This window comes from Pseudoalteromonas sp. SiA1 (assembly GCF_018732205.1).
Classification (GTDB): Bacteria; Pseudomonadota; Gammaproteobacteria; order Enterobacterales; family Alteromonadaceae; genus Pseudoalteromonas; species Pseudoalteromonas tetraodonis.
The window spans coordinates 2,375,785-2,399,965 of sequence record NZ_CP076084.1; the positions used below are offsets into that span (position 1 = coordinate 2,375,785).

The window sequence follows — 24,181 nt, forward strand, 5'->3', positions numbered from 1 at the left end:
TGTATCTAACGATCTAACGGTCGGCCACCGGTTACTTTATTTGCGCGGCCCTCTTCTTTGGCTTTTTCGGCGCGCTTTCTGCGGGCATCTTTAGGGTCGGCAATTAATGGGCGGTAAATTTCAACTCTATCGCCGTCTTTAAGCTCATGATTAAGCTTTACCGTTCTGTTCCATACACCTAAAGTTAAAGCGGTTGCATCAATCTCAGGGCACTTCTTAATAATACCTGACTGGATCACTGCTTGCTCTGCGGTGGTACCTTGGAATACCTCTATATTTAGCGTGGTTGCTTTCGTTGGCAACGCAAACACAATTTCAATATTGATCATGCACGCTCTCCATATACCGCTTTTGCACGTTGAGTAAAGGCACTCACCATATTTTTAGCCACATCATTAAAAATTTTACCAAACGCAAGTTCTATTAACTTACTAGAAAATTCAAAGTCTAGCTGTAAATGTACTTTGCACGCATGTGCATCTAATTGCTGAAAATGCCAACGACCTTGTAAGGTTTTAAAAGGCCCATCGACCAAGCGAAGCATCACTGTTTGCTCATCAATTAGCGTATTTTCAGTGGTAAACCATTTTTTTATACCGGCTTTAGATATTTCTAAACTGGCGGTCATGTTATTATCATGCTGCTTAATAATTTTTGAGTCTGAACAATTAGGTAAAAACTGCGAATAAGCTTCTACATCATTGACTAGATCAAACATCTCTTTAGTGCTGTACATAACCAGCGCACTTTTTTCTATTTGTGGCATACTCACTCCCAACTGTGTGCAGGAATTTTAGCAAGCTTTGTGCGTTTCCCCAAACTTTCATCGCGCTTAAATGAATCCTTCGCTTTTGCATGTATAATTTAAAAAAATCGATGTAAAACATCTCGTATAACGTATATTATAGGGCACTATGGCTAAGAAAAATTCATCAAAATCGACAAGTAATACCATCGCGCTAAATAAAAAAGCGCGACACGAGTATTTTTTACACGACAAGTTTGAAGCAGGTATTGAACTCCAAGGCTGGGAAGTAAAAAGTATCCGAGCAGGTAAAGTAAATATCTCTGAAACTTATATTCATCTTAAAAACGGTGAAGCGTTTTTATTAGGCAGCACAATCCAGCCTTTAAATAGTGCATCAACCCATGTTATTTGCGACCCGCTGCGTTATCGTAAATTATTGCTCAGCAGACGTGAACTTGACCGTTTGGTAGGTGCAACCGAGCGTGATGGTTATTCATTAATTGCCACAGCTATGTATTGGAAAAAATGCTGGGTAAAGCTTGAATTCCATTTAGCGAAAGGTAAGAAAATGCATGACAAACGTGAAGACGGTAAAAATAAAGATTGGTCCCGTGAAAAAGAACGCTTAATGAAACATAAAGTTTAAATGAAAAAGCCTAACATCATGTTAGGCTTTTTTTTGCTAAATTTTTAGGAAAATACAAATTATTACAAATTAAAGTCGCTCGGCGTTTTGTTTATCAATAATAACTAAATCACGTTACAGCGCCAAATAGCGAGCATCCTATCGTTTACCTTTATTGAGAAAATCAGTACATATTAGTGCAGATAACAAAATCATCTTTGTGGCCAATTGATAACAGTTAAGTTACATGGTATTAATAATTCGACTTGTAAAACAAGTAAATTATAACATATCAACAAGGACTTAAGGATGAAGCAATCAATTGCATTTACACCGAGCTTAATCATCGGTGCTACTATCGCATTGTCAGCAGGTTTTAGTACAACGACTTATGCTGCACAGCAAACTGCAGAAAAAGTAGAACGTATTCAAGTAACAGGCTCTCGTATCAAACGTTCGGACATCGAAGGCCCGTCTCCAGTACAATCCATTAATAAAGAAGACATCGAAAACATGGGTTATGACAACCTACAACAGCTTCTTGAAAGAATGCCTGTTGCAGGTAATGGTACTTTTTCAACCCGTGGTAATAACCAAGACTCAACCGCAAATGGCTCAGCTGCCGTCAGCCTTCGAGGCTTAGGCGCCGATGCTACCTTGGTACTTATTAATGGTCGTCGTGTTGCAATCAGCGCATTTGCTGAAGGGATCACCAACTCATTCGTTGATATCAACAGTATTCCTGTTTCAGCAATCGAACGTATTGATATTTTAAAAGATGGCGCCTCAGCAATCTATGGCTCTGATGCTGTAGCGGGTGTTGTAAACGTTATCTTGAAAAAAGATATTGACGGTATTGAAGTAAACTTAGGTTACGGCGGCACAGATGGCCCTAACTATGAAGAAACTACAGCTAGTATTGTTTGGGGTACTACTAGTGCAAAAAGTAGCGCATCCGTTATTATTGATTACTTTAAAAACACCTCTTTATCATCAGATGAAATGGGGCGTTTAGGTACTGCTAATCAATCTCCATATGGCGGTGAAGATTTCCGTTCATCACGTGGCTTCCCTGGCTACTTCTATGTTGATGGCGTTAAAACAATAGACCCTGCGTGTCCTGCAGAAAATGCAACATCAAGTGGCAGTTGTTTATTTGACTATGGTCCATTTGGCTATATTGCACCGGCATCAGAACGTGTAGGTGCTATTTCACAATTTGAATACCGCTTTGATAATGGCATAACGGGCTTCTTAGAAATGGCCGTTCAGCATAACAGCTCAATTGCAGCAGGTGCCCCAACGCCACTTGATGAAGATGCGGGCTTAACAGTACCAGGTAGTCACCCTAATAACCCATTCGGCCAAGATATTGAAATAGGTCGTTACAGAACCGTAGATGCGGGTGCGCGCCAATGGGATATCGAATCAGACACATTACGTTTTGTTGCTGGTTTAAAAGGTGAAATAAACGATTGGAGCTGGGAAACAGCGGTACAAAAAGGACGTAGTAAGTCATTACAAACTGGGGATCGCTCACAAGGTTGGGTACGCACCGACTTCTTACAACAAGAAATTGATGCCGGTAACTACAACCCATTTGGCGGCACTTACAACGATCCGGCCGTAATTGATAGAATTACTACGAGCTTGGTTCGTCAAGGCGAGTCTCATATGACGTCGTTCGATGCTAACATTTCAGGTGAAGCATTTAGCTTTGGTGATGATGTTGTCATGATGGCGGCCGGTATTGAATACCGCGAAGAGGACGTAACGGATACGCCAGATGATCAATTCCAACGAGGATTAATCTTTGGTACCGAGTCTGTGTCAGCTGCAGCAGAGCGTGACCAATACGCTGCCTATGTAGAGTTTTCAATTCCACTTGCTGAGAACTTAGAGCTACAACTTGCTGGTCGTTACGATGATTACAGTGACTTTGGTACCACAACCAATCCTAAAGTCGCTTTACGCTGGGCACCTACTGATGAAATCACAGTGCGTGGTTCTTGGGCACAAGGCTTTAGAGCACCGTCACTTGCACAAGTAGGTTTAGGGCCATCTCAAGAGAGCCAGTTCTTTATCGATAATTACCGTTGTGACGCAACAGGTAAAGATTGTGATGCACTAGATTACAACATTGAATTTGCTGGTAATCCTGACTTAGAGGCTGAAGAGTCTGAATCTTGGAACGTCGGCTTTATTTGGGCACCTACAACTGACTTTGGTTTGAGTATAGATGTATGGAGTATCACCCAAGACAATAAAATTGATGAGCAAGAGTTTGGTCCAATTTACAACTCAGAGTGTAATAACCAAAACAGTACCGTATGTGTTCGCTTACCTCCTTCAGGTACGGACAGTTTAGGGACTATTCAAAAGATTTTCAGTACTTTTGAAAACGTGTCATCACAAGAAGTTTCGGGCGTTGATATTTCAGCAAACTACAATCACTCACTGGATGATTTAGGCTTACTAAAATTCAATTTAGAATGGGCTTACCAAGATAAATTTGAAAAAGACGGCCGCGATTATACCGGTGAATATGGTTACCCAGAGCATCGCTGGATTTTCTCAACTAACTGGGAAATTGGTCAGTTCAACACAAACATGAACATTAGTTATGTAGGTGAGTTTGAAGATACGCCAGATATCGACTTCGATGGTAACTTAGACTTCGATAGTAATACATCGCGTACTGTTGATTCACAAGTACTGGTAGATTTACAAACATCATACCGTATTACTGAGTCAGCAAAAGTATCACTAGGTGTGAACAACTTATTTGATGAAGAGCCACCGTTTGCAATTGGTGACGGTGATTCAGATCTGTATGGTTACGCATCGGGTGTACACAACCCTCGTGGTCGTTACATTTACACTAAAGTTAGCTTTTCGTTTTAATTTAAAATAATAAAAAAACCGCCATTTTGGCGGTTTTTTTCTCAAACTAAAGGGCTAAATTATAGCTCGCCTTCGTTTTCAGATAAGAATTTAGCAACGCCTTCAGGGCTTGCGTCCATTCCTTTTTTACCTTCAGTCCAACCAGCAGGACATACTTCACCGTGCTCGCTGTGGAATGCTAGTGCATCTACCATACGGATCATTTCGTCGATGTTACGACCCAGTGGTAAGTCGTTCACTACTTGGTGACGTACGTTACCTTCTTCATCGATTAGGAAAGAACCACGAAATGCAACGCCCGCTTCTGGGTGCTCAACGTCGTATGCTTTACAGATTTCGTGTTTAACGTCTGCAACTAGTGCGTATTGAACTTTACCAATACCGCCGTCTGCTACAGCCGTGTTACGCCATGCGTTGTGTGAGAATTGTGAATCGATAGAAACACCAATTACTTCTACACCACGTTTTTGGAATTCTGCATAACGCTTATCAAAAGCAATAAGCTCAGAAGGACATACAAATGTGAAATCTAGTGGGTAGAAAAAGATTACTGCTTTTTTACCTTTGATTTTTTCGTGAAGGTTATAGCTATCTACAATCTCACCGTTACCTAGAACAGCTGCAGCGGTAAAGTCTGGTGCCTGACGGCCTACTAATACACCCATTTTATTCTCCAAATATTTTGAGTTTATTGTCAATTGCTTACGCAATACTGATTACTAATATGGGCACTAATTTTAAAATTACAATAGCAACCATATTTAATTAAACATTATTCTATGGCTATCAAAAATAAATTAACAATCGTATTTATAGATAGCACCGTTCTAAAATAGCGAACGCTTGATAAATGGACTGATTTTTGTTCATAAAAAAACCTGCTTTAAGCAGGTTCTTTTTACTAATCCATAATATCGCTAGGCATATCACCGCGAATATGTTGCCATATTTCACCGGTTTGATGACCATATTTACGCATCATGAATATTGCACCATCGTGCTCTTTATTCTCAGCAAGCTTAGTTAAGTCTTTATAAAACTGGCGTGCAAGCTCGCGAGTGCGAGGATCTGAAAAGTAATGGCAGCCAATCTTAGAATAAAAACCTTTAAAGCCATTAAGGATGAGCACATAAATGCGATTGTTACCGGCAACAGCTAATTCATGATGAACTTTATAATCATAATCTGCAAACGCTTGCGCGCTGTCTTCTAATTCATCGCTTTGTGATAAAATTTCGATAACACGCTCTGGTGCAAGCTTTATAGCTGCACGGGTATAAATTGCGCTGATATTAGTACGTGCTGAGAGTAACTGATCGGTTAGCTCTGGCATTTTATCTTCATCTAAACGTGCCAGTGTTTCAAGGATATTTAATCCTGAGGTTTCCCAAAAGTTATTAACGCGAGTAGGTTTACCATGTTGTATTGTTAACCAACCGTCCCTAGCTAATCGCTGTAATACTTCTCGTAATGTGGTTCTAGTAACACCAATTAACTCTGAGAGTTCACGCTCAGCAGGCAGAATTGAACCTGGAGGAAAATCACCATTCCAGATTGACTCTACTATGTATTCCTCAGCAAATCCTGCTGGGCTTTTCGCTTTAAAAATTCTCATTCAATTCCTACTCGAATTAATTCACATCACATCGCTACATACGATTAACTGACTGATTGTACCAGACAAGCCACAACTAACAAGTAAAGTAAGTTAAATTACCTAGGTATGTGATTAAAAAGGCAACTTTACTTGTATGATTCGCTAGTTTTACCGATAGGTTTTAAACACAATATGAATGCCAACCTATTATTCATACCAGACACTTTGACTATTATTATTTAGTTGTTTACACCCTCTATAAGCTGGACTAAGTTAATGACATTAACCAGACTATTAAACGCCTCCCTAGGGAAAAATCATGCAACAGAGTGTCCCATCTGCAATATTTATAAATTTTTTAGGTAAAGCACCTCAATGGTATAAATACACCATTATTGCATTTTTAATAATTAACCCGCTGCTGTTTCAATTAAACCCTTATTTGTCTGGCTGGGTACTGGTTATTGAGTTTATTTTTACACTGGCCATGGCGCTCAAGTGTTACCCACTGCAACCTGGTGGTCTACTTGCCATTGAGGCACTATTAATTGGTATGACATCAACCACGCAAGTTGAACATGAAATAGCACAAAACCTAGATGTGCTTTTATTACTTATTTTTATGGTTGCCGGTATTTATTTCATGAAAGATCTGCTGCTGTATATTTTTACCAAGTTAGTGGTTTCAGTAAGAAGTAAAACCGTTTTATCGCTTGCCTTTGCAATAGCTGCTGCGTTTTTATCAGCTTTTTTAGATGCCCTAACTGTAATGGCGGTTGTTATTGCGGTGGCCATGGGCTTTTATAGTATTTATCACAAGGTGGCCTCAGGAAAAGATTTTATTAGTGAGCACGATATTAACGATGATAACCAAGTAAAAGAGGTAAACCGTCAAGAGCTTGAAGAGTTTCGTGCTTTTTTACGTAATTTACTCATGCATGCCTCGATTGGGACCGCACTTGGCGGCGTGTGTACTATGGTTGGTGAACCACAAAATTTAATTATTGCAGAGCGAGCAAGTTGGCTATTTGGAGAGTTCTTTTTAAGAATGCTGCCCGTTTCTTTACCCGTGCTTTTTGCGGGCTTATTAACAACCTTTTTATTAGAAAAAACAAAAACCTTTGGCTATGGGGCAAAACTGCCAGAAACAATTCATGCTATTTTAAAAAACCATGCACAAACACTTGATAAAAAACGCACCAAACGCGATAGAGTGAACCTCACAATTCAAGCACTTATCGCTATCTGGTTAATTACTGGCTTAGCGTTACATTTAGCAACCGTGGGCTTAATTGGTTTATCGGTAATTATTTTAGCCACGTCGTCGGCCGGCATAATAGAAGAGCACCAACTCGGTAAAGCCTTTGAAGAGGCCCTCCCCTTCACTGCACTACTTTGTGTATTTTTTAGTGTGGTTGCAGTAATCATCGATCAACAACTCTTTACCCCTGTGATTACTTGGGTACTAACATTTGAAGGGCACTTACAATTGGTGATGTTTTTTATCGCTAATGGATTGCTTTCAATGGTCAGTGATAATGTATTTGTCGGCACTGTATATATAAATGAAGTTGCTGCAGCTCTAAAAGCAGGTCAAATAACTCGAGACCAATTTGATTTACTTGCAGTGGCGATAAACACCGGCACAAACTTACCCAGCGTGGCCACCCCTAATGGTCAAGCTGCTTTCTTATTCTTACTTACATCAACACTAGCTCCCGTGTTACGCCTATCTTACGGTCGAATGGTGTATATGGCTTTACCTTACACTTTTGTGCTTACCTTTGTTGGGTTAAGCGCGACTTATTTTGGCTTGAGTGAAATAACCAGTTTGTTTTATGACTGGGGGATAATACAACACCACATCCCTGTAGCGAATTCTGGGCATTAAGAGCTTCCCCGACTTTGAGGAGCTAGGAAATTTCATAGCTCCTCACTTTTTCCCTTTTACTTGCTCCGCTGTTTATCCTACGTCATAATCTAAGCCCTTATTTAAATACGGATTTGTTATGAACTGGCTTGCTAATCTAAGTACTCAACGTACACCTTGGTTATTATTCAGTGGGATTGTTTTTCTGCTTGAAGTCATCGCGCTCTTTTTTCAATACAACATGGGATTAGCACCGTGCATTATGTGTATTTACCAACGCACCGCGGTATTAGGCTTACTTTTTGCCGGTATTATTGGCGCCAGTAAACCAAACAACCTCGTAGTCCGTATTGTCGCTTATACAGTGTGGGGGGTTTCAAGTGTATGGGGGTTACTAATAGCTCGTGAGCACATTGAAATGCAAACAACCACTGACCCCTTCGCATTTAGCTGTGAGTTTGAGCCAAATTTTCCAGAGTTTATGCCATTACATCATTGGATACCGCAATTTTTTGAGGCAACCGGTGATTGCGGAAACATAGATTGGCAATTTGCAGGCTTAAGTATGCCAGCATGGATGGAAGTTATTTTTGTATTGTTTACCGCCACACTTATTGCGTTAGTGGCCAGTCGATTAATCTCTAAAAAGTCACTTTAATATGTTTACTTTTTTTTCAAGCCACGTTGACGAACTTAAACACTTAAAAGTTCGTCAAAGACAAACCGTTATTGCGATCTCGTTAAGTATGCTCTCTCCTAGTGACAGAGTGTTAATGCGTATTGTAAAGCTTATGCTGCTAAGCCCATTTTTTTTAATATTTACCCTTTTTGAAGGATGGCTACTCGTGCCCTTTTTGATTGTGGCTGGTTTAAGCTACCCGCTACTAACCGCCCCCGTAGATGTTAATTTTGCTAAAAAGCACCTTGGTGCTGCCTTAAAACAGTTTAATCAGGGCGCATAGCGCCCTTTTAAGTTAAAACGCCACCTTTCCATCAAGTTTGGCTAGCATTTTTTTACCCACCCCTTTTACTTTAGCTAGATCTTCAAGTGATGAGAAATCACCATTTGTTTCTCTATAATCGATAATTGCCTGTGCTTTTTTCTTGCCAACACCTGGTAACTTAATTAACTGTTTTAAATCAGCAGTATTAATATTAACCACGGCTGATTGCATCTGCTCTGATAGCATATCGCTTTGCGCAAAGGTGCTACCCATAGGTAATAAACATAAAGCAGCGGCTAATGAGATGATTTTAATTAATTTCATACTATTTCCTTTTGTGTTCTTACATGAACATTCGTTGATTATTTACACCCAGCACTTTTACATAACGTTGTGGTTACTAAGTACTAACGGTAACAATCACTCCTTGCGACTCCTTTACTGCAACGCGTTATAAAGTGACTTAATAAATAAAGTAGAGTTACTCTTTATTGTCAACCAAGCTGCAGATAAACTAAGGCTAAAGCTTGCAAAACCACGCGCAAGCTTGTACTGTATATAAAAACAGTAATCTAATGATTTAAATTAATCATATTGCCACGTAAGTAAGCAGGAGAAATCATGGCTGTTGTTGTTAAATATGTTGTAGAACGAAACGGAGTCGAGCGCATGACGTTTACTACTAAAAAAGAAGCTGATGCCTATGACAAAATGCTCGATATTGCCGAGTCACTAGAACTCATGCTTGAAAAAGTAGATGTGCCACTAAGTGAACAACAGGTTGAGTCGCTCGCGCTGGAGATTGCAAAAAGTAAAGACGACTTTATGGCCGTACTTAAAGGTGGTAAAGAAGTACCCACTAAAGCTAAAAAAACAAAGTCAGATAACGTTGCGGATATAAAAGATAAAGCAGCGAGTTAGTACTTTCAAAAGCTCAATAGTAATTATTAAAAAACTGAATTCGGTATTCGAATTCAGTTTTTTTATGCCTTTAAATAATAATAGCTAAAGGTCAGCTAAAGCTAATAAAAAATGCCAACCAGTTAAACTGATTGGCATTTATAAAAACCAACACTTTACGTTAGCTAATCAGTTACAATGACGATTCAACTTCATCAAACAGATCAGTAATTTCTTTTTTCGGTTCAGCTGTCACAAGGCTTCCTACCACAATAGCAATACTCGCTAAAATGAAGCCTGGGACGATTTCATAAATTACACTGCTTAAGCTCTCACCATTAATGGTAATAGGCGCATAAATCCATACAAGCACTGTTAAAGCACCAACAACCATACCGCTAATAGCCCCTTTTAAGTTCATACGTTTCCAGTAAAGGCTAAACAAGACAAGTGGACCAAATGCAGCACCAAAACCAGCCCATGCGTTACTAACTAAATCAAGTATTGAACTATTACGGTCATACGCTAGGTAAATAGCAAATAACGCAACCAGTATTACGCTAATACGCCCTACTAACACCAGCTCAGTTTGCGAGGCATCGCGGTTTAAGTAAATCTTGTAGAAGTCTTCAGTAAGCGAGCTTGAACACACCAATAATTGCGATGAAATCGTACTCATAATCGCAGCTAAAATAGCAGCCAGTAGGAAACCAGCAATTAATGGGTGGAAAATAAGTTCAGCTAATACTAAGAAAATGGTCTCTTTATCGGCAATTGGCATTTGGTTTTCAATCATAAAGGCAGCACCAAATAAACCGGTAAATACCGCACCAATCGCAGATAGTGTCATCCAAGACATTCCAATACGACGCATAGTTGGCATTTCTTTTACTGAGCGAATAGACATAAAGCGAACAATAATATGTGGCTGACCAAAGTAGCCTAAGCCCCAAGCCATCGCTGAAATAATAGCAATGGTAGAACCACCAGCAAACCAATCAAGCATATTCAATGAATGGATTTCACTGGCTTTTGGTGAACTTAACAACTGCTGGTAATTTGCATTTGCTAAAGTATCCATAAATGGCTGATCAAGCATCATATAAGTAGCGATAGGTACTGCAAGCAAGGAGATAAACATAATACAACCTTGCACGAAGTCTGTTAGGCTAACCGCTAAAAAGCCACCAAATAAGGTGTAAACAACAACCACACCTGTGGTGATGTATAAACCCATTTCGTAACTCATCTGAAATGAATTTTCAAATAACTTACCACCGGCGACAACGCCTGATGAAGTATACAAAGTAAAGAACACAATAATAACAATTGCAGAGATCACACGAAGGATATTCTTGTTATCATCAAAACGATTTGCAAAATAATCAGGGATGGTAATAGAGTCATTTGCTTTTTCAGTATAAACACGCAGTCTTGGGGCGACTAAGAAATAGTTTGCCCATGCGCCTAACACTAAGCCAATAGCAATCCAAACCTTGCTAAGCCCAAACAAGTACATTGCGCCAGGTAGGCCCATAAGTAACCAACCACTCATGTCTGATGCACCCGCTGATAAGGCAGCAACACTGGGGGCTAAATTACGACCACCTAGCATATACCCTGATATATCGCTGGTAGATTGCTTATATGCGTATAGTCCTATTCCCAGCATTACAATAAAATATAATGCCAGTGAAATAATCATTCCTGTTTCCAAATTTGCCTCCACTTAAATAAGTAATAACAGGCTTTTAATCCAAATAATGACTCTTGAAATCTTATAATTAAGACAGTATTGGAATAAAAGCTTTCTACTGAACTATAACACGGTAATTGCTAATAACTCCAACCCGCTCATTTAAGTAGATAAAAAACCATCGGTTAGCTCACTTTTGCAACAAATAAAATGAAAAACAATAAAATTAGATTAAGAAATACCAAACCAACCATAGTATTTTATTAATAATGTTCATTTTACCGATGCTATTTTGAATGTTTTCCAATATATTATTACAATGTTAATCAATTTCTACTCTTTCGGAATCTTATATGTATTTTTACGCTGCTCGGCAACCTATTTTAGATCGCAATAAAGAACTAATTGGCTATGAGCTTTTATTTCGTGATGGAGTTGATAACGTATTTCCAAATATTGACGGCGATGAAGCCACGTCTCGACTGATTGAAGGCAGTCAATTTAACTTTGGCTTAGAAGATTTAACTGATAATAAACCCGCTTATATTAACTTTACCTTAGACACCTTGTTAAAAGGCTACCCAACCCTTTTAAACAAAGATGGGGTGGTAATTGAAATACTCGAAACCGTCCAGCCAGGTAAACGCTTATTGGCAATTGTTAAAGACCTAAAAGAAAAAGGCTATACGCTAGCGCTAGATGACTATGCACATCAACCTGTATGGCGGCACTTTTATCCGTTTATCGATATTATTAAAGTCGACTTTTTAACTTGTGATATTGAAAACGTTAAAACGATCATAGAGGATTTAAAACCTTATCCACACATAAAATTACTTGCTGAAAAGGTTGAAACTTACGCGCTTTACAATCAAGCTTTTGAACTAGGTTTTGAATACTTTCAAGGCTTTTTCTTTTCAAAACCAGAAATGGTGCAAAGCAAGGCATTACCGCCATCGGGCATGGCACTGGCTGAGCTACTCTATGAAACATCCAGCGTAGAAATGGATCTTAAAAAAATCACCGATGTATTTGAGCGTGATGTTAACTTATCGTATAAGCTGCTACGCTACTCAAACTCGGCAGCATTTGCTCGCCGCTCTGAAATAAACACAATAAAACAAGCGCTTATTGTATTGGGCGCGGCTGAAATAAAAAAACTACTCTCTTTATTATTTGCCGCACAAGTCTCTGCAGACAAACCTCTGGAGCTTATTAGGTTGTCGCTAACACGCGCGCGTTTTTGTGAGCTTTTAGCAATTTCACATGGCAAACTTAGAGATACAGGAATAGCATTTTTAACCGGCATGATGTCGCTTATGGATGCCATACTAGATGAAGAGATGGACAGTGTAATGCTTAAACTACCGCTTTCAAATGAGATAAAAGCGGCACTGTTAAACAATGAAGGGCTGCTTGCTGAGTATTTAAACTTAGTAACCCTCTATGAGCAGGGTAACTGGCACGCTGCTAACGATAAAGCCCAACAGCTTAACTTAGGTGATGATGTGCCTGATGCTTACCACGAAGCACTTAATTGGGTTAGTGAACAAATGCAGATAATGATTGATAATTAAAGCGCTCATTAGTAATTAATAACTAAAAATAAAACGCCAGCATTTGCTGGCGTTTTTATTTTTATCAAAGGCTTTCTAAGAAATCTTCGTCAAAATCTTCAGGCTCTTCTTTTATTGGCGGATTGCCATCGTAGAGTTCATATAACTGACGCTGAAAGTAAATGTCTTTAACAAACAGGTATGGGTCTAATGAATCATTTAATAAACCCTCTTGAGCCATTAAAGACGCCCTTGCCTCAACCGCCTTTAACGCAAACACTAAAATTGTTTGTGGTGTTGTCAGTGCAATTTCAGGTAAAACCACATTATCAACAACATCACCGGTTAAGTTACGTGCAGTTGATGGCCCCATTGCCGGGATCATTAAATAGGCACCATCGCCTACTCCCCACACACCTAAGGTTTGGCCAAAATCTTCATCAGTTACTTCAAGCCCTAACGAACTTGCAACGTCAAATAAGCCAAACACTCCCACCGTAGAATTCACTAAAAAGCGCGCAAAATTAATTCCGGCACTGCTTGGCTTTCCTTGCAGACCCGCATTAATAATATCAACCGGTGCGGTAATATTATCGGTGAAATGCACAATACTTCGACGCACAGGCTGTGGGGTTACTGTTATATAACCCACTGCCGCAGGCCTTAAAATATAAGCATCAAGTACGTCCATATTAAAGTCATAAATAGGTCTGTTTACACTTTGTATGGGATCGCGCTCATCATATTTACTCTCAGGAACTTGAGCACAACCCGATAACGTGAGTAAACATAATAAAAGTAAGCCTTGTTTTAACATCTCAAATCCTTAAGGTATTAATGTATCAATGTTCAGTTGCACTTGGCGCACCTCTTTAGAAGCAAGCACTTGAGAATGCCCTTCAAGCTCCCCAGTGCTTGGCATAACTGAATCATCATTAGAGATACGCGCAGAAATGATAATTTCACTCGCACTCGATAAGTTTAGCCCTGCCATCATGGCATTAGCATCGCTCAGCTCAACCGTAATTGGAAAGCTATAGTCTGTTAGTTTGACCACGGCTAAAGGCATCGGTGATCCCTTAACCGCTTTAGCAAACACAAACAAAATACCGTTATTGGGCTGTTTGTCTGCAAGTTGGCTATCGATATCAACGGTAACTTGAATACTTTGAGCCGCTAACTGATCGCCACTGGTTGCCACGTTTTGCTGAGCAATTTGTAGATCGATTTCGCTAATACGTTGGTTGATCATAGCATAGCGCGTATCAGACTCATCCATACTTGCAAGTAGCACCTCAAACGCTGCCTTTGCCTGTAGCCAGTCTTTTCTCTCAAAGGCGATCAGTGCAAGTAACGAAATCGCATCAAGGTTATTTGGTTGAGCTTGCAGTACTTTAGAAAGCATACCCGCTGCACGAGTCATGTTTTCTTCACTGCCCTCAAGTAATAGCACCTGAGAGTAGCTAACAAGCGCTTGCATATTATCAGGGTTTATTTTTAATGTTTTATCGAATGACTGTTTCGCCATATCAAATTCATTTAGCATTAAAGCAACACGCCCTAACAACATCCAAGCCACTTCATCATCACCGCTTTGACTTAACTTAGTACGCAGTGCTAGGGCAAACGCTTGTAACTCATTTTTAGTTAACGGCTCGCCCTTTTGCATTACGGCGCGCTGACCATAATCGGCCAAGTTATCCATTGCATCATGCCAAGCTGCAATTTGTTGCTGGCTGCCTGTCATTGCATAGAAAATACCTGCTAATGCAATTAAAAACGCCGCCCCTGTTAAAGCAAATATACGATTGTCACCACGGCTATTTAGTGACTTCTCCGGCGATAATTCATTAAGTAAACGGCGTTTTAATTCAATAATAGCTTCGCTGTGATTTTGCGAGTCTATACGTTGATTATCTAAATCTGCCTGTAATTCAACTAAACGCTGTTCATAAATGCTGATAAGCTGTGCATTGGCGTTATGGGTGATGGTTACTATGCGCTCTTTTTTTAAAAAAGGCACAATAATAAACAGCAATGCAATGAGTGTGAGTAAAGCAAAAGACGCCCACATTAAAATCATTTAACTTTGCTCCTGATGTTTATTTTGTTTAATCAGCTTATTGAGCATCACTTCATCAGCGTCACTCCAGGTTTGTTTTACCGACGCTTTACGTTGGCGAATCACAATAAAGCCAAACCCAATTATTACAATGAGTACCGGAAGTACCCACAGTATTAACGTAGCCGGCGTTACCGGTGGATCGTAATGAACAAAATAGCCATATCGATCAATCATGTAATCAATAACTTCATCTTTGGTTTTGCCATCTTTTACCAACGCCAGTACTCGCTCGCGCAAGTCTTTTGCGACAACGGCATCAGAGTCAGCAATATTCTGGTTTTGACACTTCGGGCAACGTAATTCTTTTGTTAGCTCTTCAAAGCGAACAGCTTGCTCGTTGCTATCAAATTGATAACGGTCTTGCTGAGCAAACACAGCTACACTAACAAACAAGCTAAGGGTTAATAAAAACAATCTCATGGCTGCAGCTCCTGCATAATAGGCGCAAACTTAGCACGCCAAACTCGAGGGTTTATATCACCAGTGTGATGTAACAAAATAGTGCCATTTTTATCTACTAAAAATGTCTCTGGTGCACCGGACACCCCTAAATCTAAAGACAATGAACGTTCTAAATCTAAAATATTAAATTGATAAGGGTCGCCCGCACGTGAAAGCATATTACTCACATCATCACGCAGCGCTTGCATATCAAATGGGCCATCAAAATCGGCGTCGTAACTTTGTACATAATACAAGCCGATAATTTTAACCCCTTGCTCGCGTAGCTTAGTTAAATAGCCAAGCTCAGCTAAACACGTCGGACACCATGTGCCCCAAACGTTTAGCAAATACACGTCACCCTTTAGCTGCTCATCAGTCCAACGTTTATCGTCTTGCATTAAATCAGGTAAATTAAACGCAGGCACCGTTTGACCAATTCGCCCTGTTTGTATTTCCCGCGGGTTGGCAAACAACCCTTGGTATAAAAACACACAAATAAAGATAAAAATTAATAAAGGGGCAATTGCGATAAGTTTACGGTTCATACTGCCCCCTCTATTTCATCTTTTCGCGGTGAGGCGCGATAGCGCTTATCGAATAAAATCACAAAACCAGCGAGTGAGATCAGAATACCGCCAATCCACATCCAACGTACAAACGGCTTATGGTAAATGCGTAATGACCATGCCCCTTCACTTAGTTGCTCACCAAGCGCAAGATATAAATCACGAGTGAATCCGGCATCAATAGCGGCTTCGGTCATAAATTGCATACCAATATCGTAACGACGCTTTTCTGCATATAAACGCGTTACAGTGTCATTCCCTTTTAATACCGTCACGACACCAGCATGACCACTGTAGTTTGCACCACGAATAGTCTTCACACCTTCAAAGCGGTATTGATACTGGTTAAGCTGCACGATATCGCCTTGCTTCATCGATACATCACGCTCAACTGAATACGCCGAGGTGAGTGTAATGCCCGCTATAACAAAGGCTAAACCAACATGCCCCAGCACCATTGCCCAATAGCTTAAACCTAAACGCTTTATACCGAGTTTAAGCGAGCCATGAACCGCTGCTTTGGTATATAAATCAATAAAAGTGGCAATAAATATCCATACACCTAGCGTGGTTGCTAAAAGTGTTAATGGAGTCACTACCTCATAGCTACTAAATAACCACGCACAGGTAATGATAATACTGACTAATGCGCCTACAAATATTTTATTTTGTAAAAAGGCCCACTTATTTTGCTTCCAACGCAGGAAAGGTCCAATGCCCATTAAAATAGCAAATGGCACCAGTAAAATAGCAAACATTTTATTAAAGAAAGGTTCGCCAATTGAAATACTGCCTAGCCCCATTTCCTTGTGCACCATAGGTAATAATGTACCTAACAGTACAATTAACGTAGCAACCACTAAGAAAATATTGTTTAACCAAAGTGCCACTTCACGCGATACAAATTTATAACGCCCTTCACTTTTAACTTGTGAGACACGCAAGCCATATAACGCTAAACCGCCGCCAACAACTACGGCCAAAAAGCCAAGAATAAATAAGCCACGATCAGGGTCTGTTGCAAAGGCATGCACCGAAACAATAATTCCTGAGCGAACGATAAAGGTGCCTAGTAAACTTAATGAAAATGCCGCAATAGCCAGTAACACTGTCCATGATTTAAATACGCCACGTTTTTCAGTCACACTTAAAGAGTGCAGTAACGCGGTTGCAACTAACCATGGCATGAGTGATGCATTTTCAACAGGATCCCAGAACCACCAGCCGCCCCAGCCTAGCTCTGAATAGGCCCACCAACTACCTATGGTGATACCTAAGGTTAAAAAGCCCCATGCCGTCATTGTCCATGGGCGTGACCATTTTGCCCAGGTGTTATCAAGCTTGCCGGTTAACAACGCGGCAATAGCAAAGGCAAAAGCAACAGAAAGACCGACATACCCCATGTAAAGTAATGGAGGGTGAATGATCATCCCTGGGTCTTGTAATAATGGATTTAAATCGCGTCCCTCAACAGGGAAATAGGGCAGTAAACGTTCAAACGGACTTGAAAGTAGCAAGGTGTACATCATAAATCCGACACCTAAAAAACCAAGCACACCTAATACGCGAGCACGAAGTACCCAAGGCAGTGACTTTGAACGCAAAGCAACAACGGCGGTCCAACCGGCCTGCATTAATAACCACAGTAAAATAGCGCCTTCATGGCCACCCCATGTTGAAGTTATTTTATAATACCAAGGCAAGGTGCTACTTGAGTGATACGCTACATAAGATACGGTAAAATCATCGGTTAAGCTGGCATAAATAAGCGCAGCAAAAGACAAAGCAACAAATGCAAACTGACCAATAGCAAGTGATGGCGCAGCGCGCATCAAACGAAGGTTTCCTGTGTGTGCACCCCAAAGTGGGAAAATACACAACAGAATACTCAGTACCATGGCCAATGTTAGGGAAAAATAACCAAGTTCTGGGATCATATTAGCTCCCACTATCTAAATTGTATTTTGGTTTCTCGTGCTTAATTCCTTTTACTGCCTCGGCAACCTCGGCTGGCATATATTCTTCATCATGTTTAGCCAGTACTTCAAACGCTTCAATGACGTTAGGTTCAACTAACACACCTTGTGCGACAATTCCTTGCCCTTCACGAAATAGATCAGGCAAAATTCCTTGATAACGCACCGTGACCAATGGGCCAGTATCAATCAACTTAAAGCTTACCTGTAAGCTTTGCTCATTTCTTTGTACTGTACCAGGGACAACCATACCGCCAATGCGGAGCTTTTGTCCTATATGAGGCTTTTCTTTATTTGGGCCTTTACCATCAATTAATTCACTGGGGGTGTAAAACAAATTAATGTTTTCTTGTAAGGCGTACAACACTAAACCAATTGATCCACCAATACCAAAGAGTACGGCAATAATAACCAAAAGGCGTTTTTTACGTCTAGGGTTCACGAGGTTTGCTCCTGCTTAGAATTTTTAATTCGAGTTTCACGCGCAATTTGCTGCTCTACCGACGCTAAAATTTGTTTTTTGTCGCGTAACGAGCTAAATAAAATGCCTAATAAAATTAATGCGCATGTACCAAAAGAAAGCCATACATAAAAGCCATAGCCTCCCATTGCAATAAAATCTGAAAACGAGTCAAACTGCATAATTACCCCTTAGTTAACAACTGTCGCACCCATGGGCGGTGCTTTTCACGGTGTAAAATTTCATTTTTAAGACGAATTAAAGTCACAGTACCAACAAACGCGGCAAAGGCTAAAATATTAATCATTAACGGCCAAAACATACTTGGATCTACCGCGTCGCGGTTAAACTTAGTGATGCTTGCCCCTTGATGCAGGGTATTCCACCATTCCACCGAAAAGTGAATGATAGGCAAGTTAATAACCCCAACAATAGCTAAAATAGACGCGGCGCGACCGGCTGATTTTTTATCTTCAAAGGCATGGTACAAAGACAACACCCCTAGATATAAAAATAACAAAATGAGCTCAGAGGTCAGTCGTGCATCCCATACCCACCAAGCACCCCACATAGGTTTACCCCACGCAGCACCGGTGATTAAGGCTATTGCGGTCATGCAGGCACCTACGGGTGCTATTGCAATAACCGCAAGCTCTGCATTGCGTAATTGCCATACCAACGCAACAATGGCAGCAATCGCCATTGATGAATAGGCGCCCATAGATAAAATAGCGGAGGGCACGTGAATAAAAATAATACGGTAACTGTCTTTTTGTTGGTAATCGGCAGGAGCAAAACCTAATCCCCATACCCAACCGACAATCATACTAATAACCGTTACTACTGCAAAATATGGCAGTAGAGTATTGCATAATTGATATGCTCGCTCTGCTTTCGCATACGGATGTAACCACTTCCACATATTAACTTACACTCACTTTTAATGCTGATGATATGGCAATTGGCGCACTGATAGTCGCAACGACTAACATCGCACCAAGGATTGCAAGCTGACCACTGTAATCCAGCGACATAGTGCTGGTATCAATAGCGGAAGTTGCAAAAATTAAAACCGGAATATACAAAGGCAAAACGAGCAGACTCATTAAAATGCCGCCTTTTTGTAATCCCACAGTCAAGCCCGCCCCTATTGCGCCTATGAAGCTTAATAAAGGCGTACCCAATAATAGCGTTAATAACGTAGCCATTAGGGCCGTCGTATCTAAATTTAGTAGTAAAGCAAATAAAGGGGTCATTAGCACTAACGGGAGGCCGGTGATCACCCAGTGTGCGGCTACTTTGCCCAGCACCGTTAATGATAAGGGGTATGACGAAGCAATGAGCTGCTCCAAAGAGCCGTCGTGGTAATCATCTCTAAACAGTTTATCAAGGCCAAGCATGGTCGATAATAAAGCCGCAACCCAAATAATGCCCGGTGCCATTCTTGATAACAAGCCTGGCTCAGGCCCTATGGCTAATGGAAACAGTGAGATAACAATTAAAAAAAACAAGATAGGATTAACTATTTCAGCGCGCTGACGAAAAGCGAGCTTAACGTCTTTGCTAAATACCGCGACAAATAACTGCCAATATGAATGCTGTCGTATCATTAGTGGCGGTACTCCAAAGTCAACGTTTGTAAGTCACTAAAGTGGGTGGTTAAATCTTGGTGTGTTGTTAACAAAATAGCGCCCCCCTTTGATAAGTGCTCAGTAAAACGTTGCTGTAAAAAGGCAACCCCGCTTTTATCTAGCGCCGTGAAAGGTTCATCTAAAATCCATAACTTCGCTTCAGATAACCATAATCGAACGAGTGCCACCCGCCGCTGTTGACCCGCAGATAACGTTCTTACAGGCACATCTTCCAGCCCCACTAAACCTAACTTACTTAATAAAGGGTATAAGTCAGGAGTATCAACATAACCATTAATAGCCAACCAATGTGCTACATTTTCAAGTGCACTAAGTTGTACGTTAACACCGGTTTTATGGCCTATAAATAATAAGTCTCTGGCATATTCGTCATAATATTTTTTGATAGATTGATTTAGGTATAAAATATCACCTTCATCCGGCAGCGAAAAACCAGCAATAATGCGCAATAATGATGTTTTACCAGCCCCATTAGGGCCAGCTAACTGCATGATTTGACCGCTTTTAAGGCTAAAATTAAGTTCATCAAACAAACAACGCTCTTGCTTGATACAAGTAACGGACTTAATGTGTAACAAGATGACGATTCTCTCTGCCAAAAATTAGCCGTAAGTCTACCATAATGATAGGGTAATACGAATATTGCTTTAGAATCGATTTACTTAAAATAAAGAAAACTTGATATAAAATAATGAATACACCAACGCACATCACATTGTCTAACCCACAGGTTAGTAATCAAACAACTGATTCAGGTAAGGCTGCGTTAGCAACACTGCCACCTGAAGTGCTGGCGGCAAAAAATATTCAGTTTTCTAAAGATTCAGTCACGCTTGATGTGTTTATGAATAAGCATTGGCAAACGATTCGCCTTGGGACAACTGAGACATTCACAAACGTTGAAAAAATAGCAAGCGCTAACATACAGTTAAGTGCAGATGGTAAAAGCTTAACCATCATCCCTAACAATACAACTTTAACAATTAAACAACCGGCTCAGTTGCAACGATTTTTAAATTTTATAAACACCCAAAGTGATATTCAAAACAGTCCACTATCACTTCAGGTGGTATTACAACCAACACCAAAGTTGGTCATTGAAAAATTTAATGCCAGTATTGCTATTAATAAACACGTTGCACAATTACTCGCAGATGAGCCTTCAATAAAAGGGGTGATTGAAACGGATAGCAAAGGTACACGACTTAATATTATTAACCGTTTTGCTGATATAGTGCATTCACAGCCAATAAACCAAGCCAAACTAACACAGTTGCTTGCCAGTAATTTAACCCCTGCTCAGCTTCATGCTATGCCTAAGTTTGCGGTATTAAGCCCAAACTCTTTTAAAGACTCATTAACTATTAACCTAAGTCATCGACAATTAAGTGAACTACCTACCATCCCGACTAAGGTAAACATTACTCACCAAGCAGATAAATTACTGATCAAAACCGCTTATCACACTATGACTGTGAGCCTTAAAAACTCATTTAGTAAACCGTTTAATGAGATGCTCTCTTTGCAACAGTCGCAAGGCCTAATTGATTCCTCGCCAAGTAAACAGCATCCGCTCAGCACGATAAACAGCCCCATACAATCATGGTTAAAAAGCAGTTTTGCTGATTTTAAAACACGTATTTTAGATGCGGTAAAGTACTTTGAAAGCAAGCCATTTACGACTTCCTTAAGCTCATCTCAAAAACCAGAATTTACTGGCAATGATCAGCAAAAATGGCTCACCTCAATGCAAAAAATTGACATCACACAATTAAAAAACGTGTCAAGTTTAGCGCCGCCCCTAATGCAATTTACCCAGCAAATAAAATCAAGCGTTTCTATGTGGCAACAACAACCGTTAGTAGCACACACTTTATCTCCTTTAGTGAGTCCTTTTTCATCCCCACCAACTAACGCAGTTACATTTGGTCAGAGCTTACAGCCTTTAGAAAAACTCTTATTAGCGACGGTTATAAAACACAGTCCAATCACCTCAATAGAAAAAAAAGATGCGACCAACCAAATAATAAGCAGCCAACTTAATACCATTACAAGCAAACTGACTGATCAAGGAACCGATTTAAACCGTTTAGTTAATCAGGCTTTTAATCGCATGTTGTCAGATACTAATTTACACTCAGCAACCATACAGCGCGAAATACTCAGCACCATAAAGCCCACACAACTTCAAAGCGACATTTTACAGAGCTCGTTTAATAGAGGTGTTGAACAGCTTTCATTAAGCATTTTAGCCGCGCCTATCATTAACCAAAATCCAAGTGCAGTGAGTATTAATAATCAAACGGGTTTAGAAGCTTTACTGCAGGTTTTATTACCGACGTTTAAAGTGGGTAATAGCGCCAATAAATTGTTGGAACAATTACAGCAACCACAAGTACAAGCATTAGCAGGTGAATTAACCCAAATTAAAAATACATTAAGTCAAGTACAAACGCCTGCTATTAGCCAACAACCTGACACAAACGCCTTAGTGCAATTTTTATTACCGATGAAGCTGCCTGCTGAAGCGGCGCAAACAGAAATAACTTTAGGGCAGTATAAAAAGCACAGTAGCGGTAAACTAGCGGATAAAAATGTCTGGTTTGTTAGGCTCAACTTTGATTATGCCGAGCTGGGTAAGCTACAAATAATCGCAGAACTCATGGATAAAGCTTTAGATTGTCAGTTGTTAGCCTCAACCCAAGCGGTGAGCGCTTTAGCTCATCCACATCTTGATAATTTACGCTCAAAACTGGCAAAACAAGGCTTACAAGTGGGTGAGCTTAAACTAAAACGAGCGGATGACAACCATCAAGCATTTTACCAATCGCATGCCATTATTAATATTAAGGTTTAGCCATGACTGAGTCATCAAAAAGCAATTCAGCAATTGGACTACTCTACGAGGCGGGACATTCACCCATTGTAAGTGCTAAAGGGTTTGGTGAACTGGCGGATGAAATTATTGCCCTAGCCAAAGAAAAAGGAATTTTAATCCATCAAGATGAAGCACTTGCAAATACGCTATCGAAATTAGACCTCGCAGAAGAGATCCCCAAAGAGTTGTACTTTGTTATTGCTGAGCTCATTGCGTTTTCATACGTGGTTAGAGGAAAGTTTCCGCCTGGTTGGCAAGACTTTCAGGGAAAGCTAAATATAAAAGCATAACGCAGTGTTATAAAAGCAAAAAAGGCGCTAAGCGCCTTTTTGTTTGTGTAATGAAAACAACAGTTCAGCCTCGGCGCGGGGTAATTCACATTCGCGAATAACCTCATCTAAATCAGCACCTAACTCAACCATTTTTACTGCACGAGAGTATATTTTAGCATCGGGGTCATCGTATTTTTGAGCTGCTTGTTGCTGTATCAGCTCTTGGTTTTGTTGTTCTACCTCAAGCACACGCTTACCAATACTCAGTAAACCGGTTCGCAACTCAGACACTTCGCTACGTAAAATATTAATCTGCTCTGATGAATCTTTAAACTGTTGTAATTGCGCGCCAAGCTCACTCGCATAGCGCTTTTTAAACATCACAATTAAAAGCAGCGAGAATAGTCCAAAAACTAAACCCGCAATAGCAATACCAAGTAATAACATAGTTTTATGTAGAGAAGCTTATATATCGCTTAACTCATCCCATTCGTCATCACTAAGTAGTTTATTTAAATCAACCAGAATAAGTAACTCATTGTCGCGGTTACATACACCTTGAATAAATTTAGCACTTTCCTCTGTACCTACATTTGGCGCACTGTCAATTTCAGAGCTGCGTAGGTAAACAACCTCAGAAACGCTATCGGCTAGAATGCCAATCACTTGCTCTTCTGCTTCAATAATTAAAATACGTGAATTATCCGTCGCTTCAATATCAGGTAAACCAAAACGAGAGCGAGTATCAATAACGGTAACAACATTACCACGTAAGTTAATAATACCAATCACATACGAAGGTGCACCTGGTACAGGAGCAATCTCGGTGTAACGCAGTATTTCTTGCACTTGCATTACATTTACGCCATAAGTTTCATCTTCTAGCTTGAACGTAACCCACTGCAAAATCTCATCATTATTATCTGCATTTTTCTTAGCTGACAGTAATTTATCTTCACTCATGCTCT

The 24,181-nt window shown here is 40.1% G+C and carries 27 protein-coding genes; 9 read left to right on the plus strand and 18 right to left on the minus strand.

Going from position 1 to position 24,181, the window contains the following annotated elements; genetic code table 11:
* Positions 1-5: 5 nt before the first annotated feature.
* Entirely contained in the window at positions 6-329 is a 324-nt protein-coding gene (locus KK487_RS10990) for an RnfH family protein (protein WP_013465524.1), read from the minus strand.
* Positions 326-766 carry a type II toxin-antitoxin system RatA family toxin gene (locus KK487_RS10995; RefSeq protein ID WP_013465525.1) on the minus strand — a complete coding sequence of 147 codons (441 nt, stop codon included), beginning with the start codon at positions 764-766 and terminating at the stop codon, positions 326-328. The genes KK487_RS10990 and KK487_RS10995 overlap by 4 nt, the downstream gene beginning before the upstream one ends.
* Before the next feature lie 148 nt (positions 767-914).
* Here KK487_RS10995 and smpB point away from each other — a divergent pair, with 148 nt between their 5' ends.
* The gene (gene smpB, locus KK487_RS11000; protein ID WP_013465526.1) at positions 915-1,394 is read left to right on the plus strand and encodes an SsrA-binding protein SmpB; all 480 of its coding nucleotides are present in this window, start codon (positions 915-917) and stop codon (positions 1,392-1,394) included.
* 288 nt (positions 1,395-1,682) lie between these two features.
* Complete coding sequence (locus tag KK487_RS11005) at positions 1,683-4,277, plus strand: TonB-dependent receptor (RefSeq protein ID WP_128583051.1); 2,595 nt, start codon at positions 1,683-1,685, stop codon at positions 4,275-4,277.
* A 59-nt stretch (positions 4,278-4,336) separates the two neighbouring features.
* On the opposite strand, the gene KK487_RS11010 is transcribed toward KK487_RS11005, so the two are convergent.
* Both KK487_RS11010 and fadR read right to left on the minus strand, forming a co-directional pair.
* On the minus strand, positions 4,337-4,942 hold the full coding sequence (locus KK487_RS11010; RefSeq protein ID WP_008109095.1) for a peroxiredoxin: 606 nt from the start codon (positions 4,940-4,942) through the stop codon (positions 4,337-4,339).
* A gap of 236 nt (positions 4,943-5,178) precedes the next feature.
* Positions 5,179-5,892, minus strand: a complete 714-nt coding sequence (gene fadR / locus KK487_RS11015; RefSeq protein ID WP_008109093.1) for a fatty acid metabolism transcriptional regulator FadR — start codon at positions 5,890-5,892, stop codon at positions 5,179-5,181.
* Positions 5,893-6,193: 301 nt separating this feature from the next.
* Here fadR and nhaB point away from each other — a divergent pair, with 301 nt between their 5' ends.
* The 3 genes from nhaB (at position 6,194) to KK487_RS11030 (ending at position 8,706) form a co-directional block, all read left to right on the plus strand.
* Positions 6,194-7,765 (plus strand): sodium/proton antiporter NhaB, encoded by a 1,572-nt coding sequence (gene nhaB, locus KK487_RS11020; RefSeq protein ID WP_013465528.1) that lies wholly within the window; start codon positions 6,194-6,196, stop codon positions 7,763-7,765.
* Between the two features lie 118 nt (positions 7,766-7,883).
* Positions 7,884-8,402, plus strand: coding sequence for a disulfide bond formation protein DsbB (gene dsbB, locus KK487_RS11025; protein ID WP_013465529.1), 519 nt, complete (start codon positions 7,884-7,886; stop codon positions 8,400-8,402).
* Position 8,403: 1 nt separating this feature from the next.
* Positions 8,404-8,706, plus strand: coding sequence for a DUF6170 family protein (locus tag KK487_RS11030; protein ID WP_013465530.1), 303 nt, complete (start codon positions 8,404-8,406; stop codon positions 8,704-8,706).
* Between the two features lie 12 nt (positions 8,707-8,718).
* Here the strand turns inward: KK487_RS11030 and KK487_RS11035 are convergent, their stop codons facing one another.
* Positions 8,719-9,012: a ComEA family DNA-binding protein gene (locus KK487_RS11035; protein WP_013465531.1), complete on the minus strand. Its 294-nt coding sequence runs from the start codon at positions 9,010-9,012 to the stop codon at positions 8,719-8,721.
* Positions 9,013-9,309: 297 nt separating this feature from the next.
* Here KK487_RS11035 and KK487_RS11040 point away from each other — a divergent pair, with 297 nt between their 5' ends.
* A complete protein-coding gene (locus KK487_RS11040) occupies positions 9,310-9,609 on the plus strand; it encodes a YebG family protein (RefSeq protein WP_013465532.1) in 300 nt (99 codons plus the stop codon).
* Between the two features lie 172 nt (positions 9,610-9,781).
* Here the strand turns inward: KK487_RS11040 and putP are convergent, their stop codons facing one another.
* On the minus strand, positions 9,782-11,293 hold the full coding sequence (gene putP / locus KK487_RS11045; RefSeq protein ID WP_008113313.1) for a sodium/proline symporter PutP: 1,512 nt from the start codon (positions 11,291-11,293) through the stop codon (positions 9,782-9,784).
* Between the two features lie 344 nt (positions 11,294-11,637).
* Between putP and KK487_RS11050 the strand changes: the two genes are divergently transcribed.
* On the plus strand, positions 11,638-12,861 hold the full coding sequence (locus tag KK487_RS11050) for an EAL and HDOD domain-containing protein (RefSeq protein WP_013465534.1): 1,224 nt from the start codon (positions 11,638-11,640) through the stop codon (positions 12,859-12,861).
* Between the two features lie 64 nt (positions 12,862-12,925).
* Here the strand turns inward: KK487_RS11050 and KK487_RS11055 are convergent, their stop codons facing one another.
* The 10 genes from KK487_RS11055 to ccmA are packed head-to-tail and all read right to left on the minus strand — an operon-like array spanning position 12,926 to position 20,641.
* A complete protein-coding gene (locus KK487_RS11055; protein ID WP_028834001.1) occupies positions 12,926-13,657 on the minus strand; it encodes an MlaA family lipoprotein in 732 nt (243 codons plus the stop codon).
* Positions 13,658-13,666: 9 nt separating this feature from the next.
* A complete protein-coding gene (gene ccmI / locus KK487_RS11060) occupies positions 13,667-14,923 on the minus strand; it encodes a c-type cytochrome biogenesis protein CcmI (protein WP_138764390.1) in 1,257 nt (418 codons plus the stop codon).
* Positions 14,924-15,385, minus strand: a complete 462-nt coding sequence (locus tag KK487_RS11065) for a cytochrome c-type biogenesis protein (RefSeq protein ID WP_138764391.1) — start codon at positions 15,383-15,385, stop codon at positions 14,924-14,926.
* Positions 15,382-15,954: a DsbE family thiol:disulfide interchange protein gene (locus KK487_RS11070; RefSeq protein WP_013465537.1), complete on the minus strand. Its 573-nt coding sequence runs from the start codon at positions 15,952-15,954 to the stop codon at positions 15,382-15,384. The genes KK487_RS11065 and KK487_RS11070 overlap by 4 nt, the downstream gene beginning before the upstream one ends.
* Positions 15,951-17,912 carry a heme lyase CcmF/NrfE family subunit gene (locus tag KK487_RS11075; RefSeq protein WP_036953653.1) on the minus strand — a complete coding sequence of 654 codons (1,962 nt, stop codon included), beginning with the start codon at positions 17,910-17,912 and terminating at the stop codon, positions 15,951-15,953. The genes KK487_RS11070 and KK487_RS11075 overlap by 4 nt, the downstream gene beginning before the upstream one ends.
* Before the next feature lies 1 nt (position 17,913).
* Positions 17,914-18,393 carry a cytochrome c maturation protein CcmE gene (gene ccmE, locus KK487_RS11080; protein ID WP_008465420.1) on the minus strand — a complete coding sequence of 160 codons (480 nt, stop codon included), beginning with the start codon at positions 18,391-18,393 and terminating at the stop codon, positions 17,914-17,916.
* On the minus strand, positions 18,390-18,593 hold the full coding sequence (ccmD, locus tag KK487_RS11085) for a heme exporter protein CcmD (protein WP_008112240.1): 204 nt from the start codon (positions 18,591-18,593) through the stop codon (positions 18,390-18,392). The genes ccmE and ccmD overlap by 4 nt, the downstream gene beginning before the upstream one ends.
* A 2-nt stretch (positions 18,594-18,595) precedes the next feature.
* Positions 18,596-19,333: a heme ABC transporter permease gene (locus KK487_RS11090; RefSeq protein ID WP_029609912.1), complete on the minus strand. Its 738-nt coding sequence runs from the start codon at positions 19,331-19,333 to the stop codon at positions 18,596-18,598.
* Between the two features lies 1 nt (position 19,334).
* Complete coding sequence (ccmB, locus tag KK487_RS11095) at positions 19,335-20,021, minus strand: heme exporter protein CcmB (protein ID WP_090494420.1); 687 nt, start codon at positions 20,019-20,021, stop codon at positions 19,335-19,337.
* Entirely contained in the window at positions 20,021-20,641 is a 621-nt protein-coding gene (gene ccmA / locus KK487_RS11100; protein WP_138764392.1) for a cytochrome c biogenesis heme-transporting ATPase CcmA, read from the minus strand. Before ccmA ends, ccmB begins: the two co-directional genes overlap by 1 nt.
* Before the next feature lie 113 nt (positions 20,642-20,754).
* On the opposite strand from ccmA, the gene fliK reads away from it, so the two are divergent.
* Entirely contained in the window at positions 20,755-22,920 is a 2,166-nt protein-coding gene (gene fliK / locus KK487_RS11105; RefSeq protein ID WP_138764393.1) for a flagellar hook-length control protein FliK, read from the plus strand.
* Positions 22,921-22,922: 2 nt separating this feature from the next.
* Positions 22,923-23,231, plus strand: a complete 309-nt coding sequence (locus KK487_RS11110; protein WP_010387940.1) for an EscU/YscU/HrcU family type III secretion system export apparatus switch protein — start codon at positions 22,923-22,925, stop codon at positions 23,229-23,231.
* Positions 23,232-23,258: 27 nt separating this feature from the next.
* Here KK487_RS11110 and KK487_RS11115 read toward each other — a convergent pair whose 3' ends face one another.
* Positions 23,259-23,660 (minus strand): DUF2802 domain-containing protein, encoded by a 402-nt coding sequence (locus KK487_RS11115; protein ID WP_008112228.1) that lies wholly within the window; start codon positions 23,658-23,660, stop codon positions 23,259-23,261.
* Positions 23,661-23,678: 18 nt separating this feature from the next.
* Positions 23,679-24,176, minus strand: a complete 498-nt coding sequence (locus KK487_RS11120; RefSeq protein ID WP_008112225.1) for a chemotaxis protein CheW — start codon at positions 24,174-24,176, stop codon at positions 23,679-23,681.
* Between the last annotated feature and the right edge of the window lie 5 nt (positions 24,177-24,181).

Coding starts and splice junctions, on each gene's coding strand:
- KK487_RS11110 (WP_010387940.1), top strand. CDS start 22,923: ATGACTGAGTCATCAAAAAGCAATTCAGCAATTGGACTACTCTACGAG.
- KK487_RS11070 (WP_013465537.1), bottom strand. CDS start 15,954: ATGAACCGTAAACTTATCGCAATTGCCCCTTTATTAATTTTTATCTTT.
- putP (WP_008113313.1), bottom strand. CDS start 11,293: ATGATTATTTCACTGGCATTATATTTTATTGTAATGCTGGGAATAGGA.
- KK487_RS11040 (WP_013465532.1), top strand. CDS start 9,310: ATGGCTGTTGTTGTTAAATATGTTGTAGAACGAAACGGAGTCGAGCGC.
- KK487_RS11065 (WP_138764391.1), bottom strand. CDS start 15,385: ATGAGATTGTTTTTATTAACCCTTAGCTTGTTTGTTAGTGTAGCTGTG.
- KK487_RS11010 (WP_008109095.1), bottom strand. CDS start 4,942: ATGGGTGTATTAGTAGGCCGTCAGGCACCAGACTTTACCGCTGCAGCT.
- smpB (WP_013465526.1), top strand. CDS start 915: ATGGCTAAGAAAAATTCATCAAAATCGACAAGTAATACCATCGCGCTA.
- KK487_RS11120 (WP_008112225.1), bottom strand. CDS start 24,176: ATGAGTGAAGATAAATTACTGTCAGCTAAGAAAAATGCAGATAATAAT.
- ccmB (WP_090494420.1), bottom strand. CDS start 20,021: ATGATACGACAGCATTCATATTGGCAGTTATTTGTCGCGGTATTTAGC.
- KK487_RS11005 (WP_128583051.1), top strand. CDS start 1,683: ATGAAGCAATCAATTGCATTTACACCGAGCTTAATCATCGGTGCTACT.
- KK487_RS11030 (WP_013465530.1), top strand. CDS start 8,404: ATGTTTACTTTTTTTTCAAGCCACGTTGACGAACTTAAACACTTAAAA.
- KK487_RS11055 (WP_028834001.1), bottom strand. CDS start 13,657: ATGTTAAAACAAGGCTTACTTTTATTATGTTTACTCACGTTATCGGGT.
- KK487_RS11115 (WP_008112228.1), bottom strand. CDS start 23,660: ATGTTATTACTTGGTATTGCTATTGCGGGTTTAGTTTTTGGACTATTC.
- KK487_RS10995 (WP_013465525.1), bottom strand. CDS start 766: ATGCCACAAATAGAAAAAAGTGCGCTGGTTATGTACAGCACTAAAGAG.
- KK487_RS10990 (WP_013465524.1), bottom strand. CDS start 329: ATGATCAATATTGAAATTGTGTTTGCGTTGCCAACGAAAGCAACCACG.
- ccmI (WP_138764390.1), bottom strand. CDS start 14,923: ATGATTTTAATGTGGGCGTCTTTTGCTTTACTCACACTCATTGCATTG.
- ccmD (WP_008112240.1), bottom strand. CDS start 18,593: ATGCAGTTTGACTCGTTTTCAGATTTTATTGCAATGGGAGGCTATGGC.
- KK487_RS11050 (WP_013465534.1), top strand. CDS start 11,638: ATGTATTTTTACGCTGCTCGGCAACCTATTTTAGATCGCAATAAAGAA.
- fadR (WP_008109093.1), bottom strand. CDS start 5,892: ATGAGAATTTTTAAAGCGAAAAGCCCAGCAGGATTTGCTGAGGAATAC.
- KK487_RS11090 (WP_029609912.1), bottom strand. CDS start 19,333: ATGTGGAAGTGGTTACATCCGTATGCGAAAGCAGAGCGAGCATATCAA.
- KK487_RS11035 (WP_013465531.1), bottom strand. CDS start 9,012: ATGAAATTAATTAAAATCATCTCATTAGCCGCTGCTTTATGTTTATTA.
- KK487_RS11075 (WP_036953653.1), bottom strand. CDS start 17,912: ATGATCCCAGAACTTGGTTATTTTTCCCTAACATTGGCCATGGTACTG.
- dsbB (WP_013465529.1), top strand. CDS start 7,884: ATGAACTGGCTTGCTAATCTAAGTACTCAACGTACACCTTGGTTATTA.
- fliK (WP_138764393.1), top strand. CDS start 20,755: ATGAATACACCAACGCACATCACATTGTCTAACCCACAGGTTAGTAAT.
- nhaB (WP_013465528.1), top strand. CDS start 6,194: ATGCAACAGAGTGTCCCATCTGCAATATTTATAAATTTTTTAGGTAAA.